The 3,020-nt window shown below is 55.9% G+C and carries 2 protein-coding genes; both read left to right on the top strand.

All coding sequences use genetic code 11. The features are described from left to right. The coding region (locus P0D73_RS46115; RefSeq protein ID WP_408436370.1) for a hypothetical protein at positions 1 to 2,111 on the top strand (2,111 nt) is incomplete at its 5' end. A gap of 12 nt (positions 2,112 to 2,123) precedes the next feature. Continuing rightward, positions 2,124 to 2,540: a hypothetical protein gene (locus tag P0D73_RS46110; protein WP_408183647.1), complete on the top strand. Its 417-nt coding sequence runs from the start codon at positions 2,124 to 2,126 to the stop codon at positions 2,538 to 2,540. The last annotated feature ends 480 nt before the right edge of the window (positions 2,541 to 3,020 follow it).

Here is a 3,020-nt window from a genome sequence, read left to right as displayed (position 1 = left end):
GTAACCCCGGCTTCGTTTTGCTCAAGCACACGACGGAGACGGGCGACGGGCGATCGATCACGTTCTATTCGCTCTATATGCACCTGCTCGAACTGGATGGATACGCTGGTCTGGGCGTGCAGATCAATTCATTGCCAGAGTACCTGCGCACTCCTACGCCCGACGATGGACAATCCGGCGGCGGAAGAAAGGTCTACCGGAAGGATGTTTTGGGACTGCCCGGGCGTTGCCACGGGCAAATGCATATCCACTTCGAAGTGTTCATGCTGCCTGCAGACTTCACCGCTTATTTCGACAACACGCAACTCGATAACAAGCAACCGGCGACGCCTGCACACCAAGATTGCTGGGGGCATAGTTACTACATTATTCCGAGCGGTCAGACATTCCTTGCCAAGCCAACCGGCACAGACACGCACAACAAATTTCACAGCATCCCTTTCGCGCCGCTTCAAGGCGGCACGAATCAAGGCTACGCGCTGCACGCCGAGACGTACTTCCACAAGGGCGACAAGTACACATCGACGTGGCGAGTGGAACAGGATGGCACGCGCACGCTGCTCACCCCACAACCAGTGAAAGAGGCTGGCTACGAATACGGCATGACCACGCGGGCGACGAAGCTCTATCCCGCCTGCCCGAGTGACGGTTTAGAACTGATGCGCTTCGGCCGCATCTTGACGAATTCGCCGACGTTGCCTGACACGTCGGCCAACACGCCGTCCGGCATCGCGCCCGGCGTGGACGGCAATCCGCATCCAATGAATCAGGCGAATCCGCGCAGCACGTGGATACGCGTCACGTATGCGCCAGGCCGGGAAGGCTATCTGGATGTCAATGGCGGCGGCATTGCCGTGCTCTCCGATGCAGACTTCCCTTTCCTCGCTGGCTGGCAAAAGATCACCGAGGGCAACACACCGTATGGCGACGATGGCATGTGCGATGTCGATGCGCTCAAGAAGATCCTCGGTGATGTCGCACAGCCCTCGGCTGGGGCGAATGAGTCCGACGACGACGACGCGCTGAGCGACTACGTCAAGGGCAACAACGCGGTTCGCGCACAGTTGCGCGGGTTCATCTGCGAGGCACCGACCGAATGGAACAGCGCGCACAACGATACCCGCTACGCGAAGTTGAACGATGCGGACGGCTTCTACGGCAAGCAGAAGGACAGCAACCCGAACGGCTACAGCGACTTCCTCGATCTGTTGAAGAAGTTCCAGTTCTGGGATAGGACAGGCCTAGCCGAGGAAAAGCTGTGGTTTTTCCACCCGCTGGAGTTCATTCGGAAGTTCAGGAAGTGCGGCTGGTTAAGCGCGGACGAAATGGCAAGGTGCTTCCCGCGCAGCCTTCTCCATCTGACTCTGGCGCAGTTTCACGCCTCGACCACAAGCTGGAACGACGCGCACTCGCGCGCAAGTACTTGGGCGTTGCCGTTCAATCAGGCCACGCGAAGATATGGCGTGTCCGCTTCGCGGCAACGCCTGCTGCACTTTTTCTCTCACGTAGTGCCGGAAACCGGCAATCTGCATTTTGTCCGCGAAATACGTGGCGAAACAAAATCCTATAATCCGTACTATGGGCGCGGCCTCATCCAGTTGACTCATCTCGACAACTATCAGGCATATGGGGATTTCAGAAAATTCGCTGCAGGCGGTGTACCAGCCGAATATGCGGCGCTTGGTTGGGACCCTAACGTCTTCATTGCGCGCGACAACGACGGCCATCATAACGCCTACAACTGCGTCGATAGCGCCTGCTTCTATGTCGCAAACCGCGCCAACATGCTATGCCACATGGATGCGGGTGTCAGTCAGGACAACGCGATTACAGTAAGCAAGGACGTGAACGGCTATGTCGCCATCGAGAATCTGAATGGCCTCGAAGTGCGACTGCAATCTGTCCTGTATCTGCGCAATGCGTTGCTCGACGACATCTTTCCCGGCCAGTCCGTTTCGCTTACGTTCGAGTGGCGACGAAACAGCCAGCAGGAACCCGTGCTCGACGCTCAGGGACATCCTGTGATGGTCGGCAATCCACCTCATCCCAAGAAGAAGTATTACGCGACACAGCATACAATCACGTCGTCCCTTGAATTGCAAAAACCATAAATTCGGATGCTTATGAAATCGTTTTTTGCCGTTGCGCTTCTCGCTCTGCCGTTCGTCGCCCATGCGGAAGTGACGAGTGAAACGTTTTGCTTCAGTTCCGGCGGTGCGAAGTCAGTCAACTTCGAGATGCGCACGTATTACGATTCGTCCAGCAAATTCTCGGCCGGATTCGTCAGATACCAGAACGCGAAGCAGCCGATCCCGCTTGTGCTAGCCAATTCGGCAAGCGAAACGCTCGACAAGAATGCGCCAGATCAGGAAACCACGACGTGGATCGAGGTATTTAACGGACAAGTGTCCGGCGAGTACGAAATGATCATTCAAGGAACGGACGTGTCCTCCATGGTCTACACCAGCAAAAAGAAAAATCAAAAGACAGGGTTTTTGCTAAATACCGGTGTAATGACGCAGGGCAGCTGCAAGTGGTAAAAGGTCTAATATGTAGACCGCGCATGCGCCAGTGGAAAACAGACCCACGGCCGACAGCTCACTCAATCGGAGACTAGGAACCACGTGCTTCCAAAGCTGATGCGCTCAGACGGATCCCACTTGCAGGCGGATAGTATCAATAAGATCCTTCCACGCGAGGTTAAGAGCGGCAAGTTATGCGATGTGGATCAAAAAAATCGTCTGCGAAAATGCTCGCCGAGCAACCAAGACCATTCCGAATTCAATCGCGACTATATTTTCCACCATTTTCAAGTCGGCTTTTCACACGCGACAGGACTCGAACACAGCTGCCGGTGACCGTCCGCTCCCGAGAAAGGTGACAGGTCGCTACAGGGTCGAAAGTGTGAGTTCGCTGATGCAGGAAGCTGCCGTCCGGCTGCTCGATGCCGCCACCGTCAGCGATGCGTCACATTGCTGACGTAGCATCCAGCCCGCCCCAATGTCGGCATTGGCCGAACT

Source organism: Paraburkholderia sp. RL18-101-BIB-B (assembly GCF_046026985.1).
Lineage (GTDB): Bacteria > Pseudomonadota > Gammaproteobacteria > Burkholderiales > Burkholderiaceae > Paraburkholderia.
This window is presented reverse-complemented; position numbering and strand designations above follow the sequence as displayed.

What these genes read in the sequence shown, in the direction of transcription:
- P0D73_RS46110 (WP_408183647.1), top strand. Translation starts at nt 2,124, where the DNA reads ATGAAATCGTTTTTTGCCGTTGCGCTTCTCGCTCTGCCGTTCGTCGCC.